The 5135-nt window shown below is 48.8% G+C and carries 3 protein-coding genes; 1 reads left to right on the top strand and 2 read right to left on the bottom strand.

From position 1 onward, the window contains the following. The first annotated feature begins 206 nt into the window (after positions 1 to 206). Positions 207 to 1859 carry a hydroxylamine reductase gene (gene hcp, locus HMPREF0670_RS09290; RefSeq protein WP_009230902.1) on the top strand — a complete coding sequence of 551 codons (1653 nt, stop codon included), beginning with the start codon at positions 207 to 209 and terminating at the stop codon, positions 1857 to 1859. Between the two features lie 132 nt (positions 1860 to 1991). Here hcp and HMPREF0670_RS09285 read toward each other — a convergent pair whose 3' ends face one another. Beyond that, positions 1992 to 2621 (bottom strand): glutathione peroxidase, encoded by a 630-nt coding sequence (locus tag HMPREF0670_RS09285; protein WP_044078087.1) that lies wholly within the window; start codon positions 2619 to 2621, stop codon positions 1992 to 1994. 421 nt (positions 2622 to 3042) lie between these two features. Next, positions 3043 to 4356, bottom strand: coding sequence for a phosphopyruvate hydratase (gene eno, locus HMPREF0670_RS09280; protein ID WP_009230900.1), 1314 nt, complete (start codon positions 4354 to 4356; stop codon positions 3043 to 3045). Positions 4357 to 5135: the final 779 nt, after the last annotated feature.

Below are 5135 nucleotides of genomic sequence, written 5' to 3'. Positions count from 1 at the left end.
CCCTACCTATTAGCCTAACGCAACCTATACATTTGGCTTAACTCCTTAACTCCCTAACTCCTTAACTCCTTTACAACTTACTACCTACTTATAGGTATCTTTAACTTCAATTAACCACCCTTCGGACACATTTGTTACCCTTTACTAGGTATTTCTCCATGTACCTTTGCACGCAAAATAACAAACATTAAACGTACAAAAACAGCATGATGGAGAATAAAATGTTTTGTTTCCAATGTCAGGAAACAGCCAAAGGAACGGGTTGTACCGTTAAGGGCGTATGCGGAAAAGAGGCCTCGACGTCCAATTATCAAGACCTACTACTGGGCGTGGTGCGCGGTGTTGCCACCATCGACCGAGCCATTCGCAAGGCTGGCGTGGGGAGTGTTGCGGGCGTTGACACCTATTTTGTAGACGCATTGTTCGCTTGTATCACCAATGCCAACTTCGATGATGCGAGCATACTTAACCGCGTAGACAAAGGTATCGCCCTAAAAAAGCAGCTGTTGGCCATCGCCAAAGAACATAATGTGGAACTGCCTGCTTATCACGAAATACTGTGGGGCGGCGAAAAGTCCGACTACGAGGCACAAAGTCGTAAGGAAAGTGTACTGCGCAACGAGAACGAAGACTTGCGTTCGCTGAAAGAACTCACCGTGCTGGGCCTCAAAGGTATGGCCGCTTACTACGAACATGCTTCGCGATTGGGCTATACCGACACCACAATAACCGACTTTATGGGCGATGCACTGGCCATCATTGCCAACCCTGATGCACCAATGGACCAGCTTTTGAACTGCGTTCTCGACACAGGCAAGTGGGGCGTAACGGCTATGGCCCTGCTAGATAAAGCCAACTCCACATCGTATGGCCACCCCGAAATAACCAAAGTGAACATCGGCGTGGGCAAAAACCCAGGCATTTTGATTTCGGGACACGACCTGCACGACATCGAAGACCTACTGAAACAAACCGAAGGAACGGGCGTTGACGTGTACACCCACGGCGAAATGCTGCCCGCTCACTATTATCCCGAACTGAAAAAGTACAAGCATCTGGTTGGAAACTACGGCAACGCATGGTGGAAACAGAAAGAAGAGTTCAGCACATTCAACGGTCCTATCGTGTTTACCACCAACTGTATCGTGCCGCCTTCGCCAAAAGCCAACTACAAAGACCGCGTGTTTACGATGAACTCAACGGGTTTCCCCGGTTGGAAACACATCGAAGAAGACGCCAACGGACATAAAGATTTCTCGGAAGTGATTGCCATTGCCAAGACCTGCGAGGCCCCAACGGAGATTGAAACGGGTGAGATTGTTGGCGGTTTTGCCCATAATCAGGTGTTTGCACTGGCCGATAAGATTGTAGAAGCCGTGAAAAGCGGTGCCATTCGCAAGTTTGTGGTGATGGGCGGATGCGATGGCCGCATGCGCAGTCGCGACTATTACACGGAGTTTGCCCAGCAGTTGCCCCACGATGTGGTTATCCTCACCTCGGGTTGTGCCAAGTTTAAGTACAACAAGCTTAACCTCGGCGACATCAACGGCATCCCCCGCGTGCTCGATGCAGGCCAATGTAACGACTCGTACACTTGGGCTGTGGTGGCTTTGAAGTTGAAAGAGATATTCGGTGCGGCCGACATCAACGACCTGCCGCTAGCCTTTAACATCGCTTGGTACGAGCAAAAGGCGGTTATCGTGTTGCTCGCCCTGCTGTCGTTGGGCGTTAAGAACATCCACATCGGCCCCACCTTGCCCGCCTTTGTTTCGACTGGCGTGCTGAAAGTGCTGGTTGAACAGTTCGGACTTGGCGGCATTACCACCGTTGAAGAAGACCTGAAACGCATGATTGGATAACAGAAAACGCCTATTGGCATTAGCCTGATTAGTCGGACTAGTCAGACAAGTCGGACTAGTCTGACTTGTCTGACCAGTCTGACCTGTCCGACTTGTCCGACTAATCTAAGCCCTCTGATAATCCAACGCCCCTTATTTTTCTTCCAAAACCTTGGCCACCTCTTCTTCCAAATACTCCATTGTGTCTTTGGGTTCTACGCGTTTCACCACCTTTCCTTCGCGGTCGACGATGAACTTGGTGAAGTTCCATTGAATGTCGTACTCCACATTCATGGGCACATCCTTTGGCAAACGCTCAAACTCGGCGCGCTGTGTGGAGTCGCTCATCAAGTAACCAAAGAATGGTTGCTGGCGTTTGAGGTAACGATAAAGCGGAATGGCCTGCTTGCCATTCACGTCGATCTTCGCAAATTGCGGGAAAGTTACGCCGTAATTGGCCTCGCAAAACTGGCGTATCTCTTTGTTCGTACCAGGCGCTTGCCCTTTAAACTGGTTGCAAGGAAAGCCTAAAACCACCAATCCCTTATCGCGATACTTGTCGTAAAGCTCTTGCAAGGGCTTGTATTGAGGCGTAAGTCCGCACTGCGTGGCCGTGTTAACGATGAGCAACACCTTACCACGATACTTTGACAACGACACCATTCGGCCGTTTTCATCCTTTACCTTAAAGCCATAAACATTCTTTTGCGCCATGCCCGAGAAGGCAAAAAGGGCGAAAAGAGCAAGGGTTAAGGTCCTTAAAAAATAGAATTTTGAGTACATCATGTCTTTAATGAATAATGAATAGCCTCACCTCCCAGCCTCTTACCGGCCTTTACCGGCCTCACCCCCGACCCCTCTCCAAGGGGAGAGGGGAGTGAAATGCCTTGTTGGGGCATGGTGGTTATGCTTGTTTGTCCTTGAAATTACCTTACATTCTTTATTGTTTGCCTTGTTGTTGCATTACATACTACTCCCCTCTCCCCTCGGAGAGGGGTCGGGGGTGAGGCCGGTTGAGGTTGGGGGTGAGGCCGGTTGGGGGCGGATGTGAGGTCGGTAGGGCTGGAAATGAGGTTAAATAAAAAAACAGGGGCGACCATAAACAGGCCGCCCCCTTTTATCAGTTACGCTCCCAAATGTCCAAAGCGCGATGCCATTCGGCACTTGCCGTCGGCCATTTGGCAAGCATTACCATTGCACATGCTTATTGCTTCTTCAGTCTTTCGTAGCCATAGCGTGCAGAGCAGCACAACTCTTCCTCGATACGGATAAGTTGGTTGTACTTAGCCATACGGTCGGTGCGGCTCAACGAGCCAGTCTTAATCTGTCCAGAGTTGGTAGCAACGGCGATGTCGGCAATGGTAGTGTCCTCCGTTTCGCCCGAACGGTGCGACGTAACGGTGGTGTAACCAGCGCGATGAGCCATTTCGATAGCCTCAAGCGTTTCAGTGAGCGAGCCAATTTGGTTCACTTTGATGAGGATAGAGTTGGCGGCACCCATCTTAATACCCTTTTCAAGGAACTTCACGTTGGTAACAAAGAGGTCGTCGCCAACAAGCTGGCAGCGGTCGCCGATAGCCTCCGTAAGTTTCACCCAGTTGTCCCAGTCGTTCTCATCCAAACCGTCTTCGATAGAATCGATGGGATATTTGGTGATGAGTTCTTCCAGATACTTAATCTGTTCGGCAGCGGTGAGTTTCTTTCCGTTAGGATCTTTGGGCATGCCGTTTTTGAGTTGACGATAGTCGTAGTACCATTCGCCATTCTCTTGTACGGCAAATTCAGATGCGGCACAGTCCATAGCAATCTTCACATCCTTGCCAGGTTCGTAGCCAGCGTCCTTAATAGACTTCATGATTGTGTCCAAAGCGTCTTCGATGCCGTCGAACTTAGGAGCGAAACCACCCTCGTCGCCAACAGCAGTAGACAAGCCACGAGCCTTCAAGTTCTTAGCCAATGCGTGGAACACTTCAGCACCCATGCGGATAGCCTCACGTTCGCAAGATGCACCAACGGGGCGAATCATGAACTCTTGGAAAGCGATGGGGGCATCAGAGTGTGCGCCGCCGTTAACGATGTTCATCATCGGCACGGGCAAAACGTATGTGTTTGTTCCGCCGATGTAGCGGTAAAGGGGCATGCCAAAGGCCTTGGCTGCGGTGTGTGCAACGGCCAACGATACGCCGAGAATGGCGTTAGCACCCAGCTTGCTCTTAGTGGGCGTGCCGTCTAGTTCGAGCATCTTATAGTCGATTTTGCGTTGTTGGCAAACCGGCATGCCTTTAAGGGCAGGAGCGATAACGTTGTTTACGTTCTCTACGGCTTTGAGAACACCCTTACCCGAGTAGCGTTTCTTGTCGCCGTCGCGCAGTTCCAGGGCCTCGTTTTCGCCTGTTGATGCGCCAGAGGGTACACTTGCGCGGCCTACCACGCCGTTACACAATGTCACTTCCACCTCTACGGTAGGGTTACCTCTTGAATCGAGGATTTCTCTCGCATGAACTTTTTCAATTACCATAATTTGTTCTTATTTAATTAAATAAAAAAATGTCCGTATTAAACTCTTGCAAAGTTAATAAATATCTCTGGAAAAACAGATGAAAAACAAATAAATACGCTCTGTTGGGATAAGTTAACTTCTTGCAGAGAAAAGGCTAACTGAAAACGATGACGTGCAACAAACACCCGCAACGGCCTTTAAGCAACGAACAATAGCGCCACAAGGAGACGATACAAGCCACCTTGTAGTGATGTTACGAGCAGCTTGTACAGGCACTGTGTAAGGCAGAATGCAAAATTGAAATGGACTTGTAGTGACGTTACAAGCTGCTTGTACAGACACTATCAGATGCTTGTATTGCCTGTACAAGCAGCATCGCACCAGTGTGCCACTAACACATTGTCGGCCGAAACGTTTCCATAAACCAACCTTTTCTATATAAAAGGAGGGGAAAAACGTCATTCGTGGAAGGCGAAAAATACCTTGCCACGTCTTATTCATAAACACATCCGCACGCATACTTAATTGTACCCTGTCTTGACTTTTAATGGTTGTATAATTTGAGAGGAGTTTGTTGTCTTTATGCTGCCCACACAAAACAAACCCTCCTGGCGCATACAAAGGGTGGTACAAATCAACCCACTGGCTTATAAACTCACGAAAAAACAACAACTTCCAAATGCGCCACTCCATCAACTTACAAACTCATCAACCCATCAACTCAAAAAATTAAAACTCAAAATCTCATAAACTCAAAAACTCACCAACTCATAAACTCACCAATTTACCAACTCATC

This window comes from Prevotella sp. oral taxon 317 str. F0108 (assembly GCF_000162415.1).
GTDB lineage: Bacteria > Bacteroidota > Bacteroidia > Bacteroidales > Bacteroidaceae > Prevotella > Prevotella conceptionensis.
This window is presented reverse-complemented; position numbering and strand designations above follow the sequence as displayed.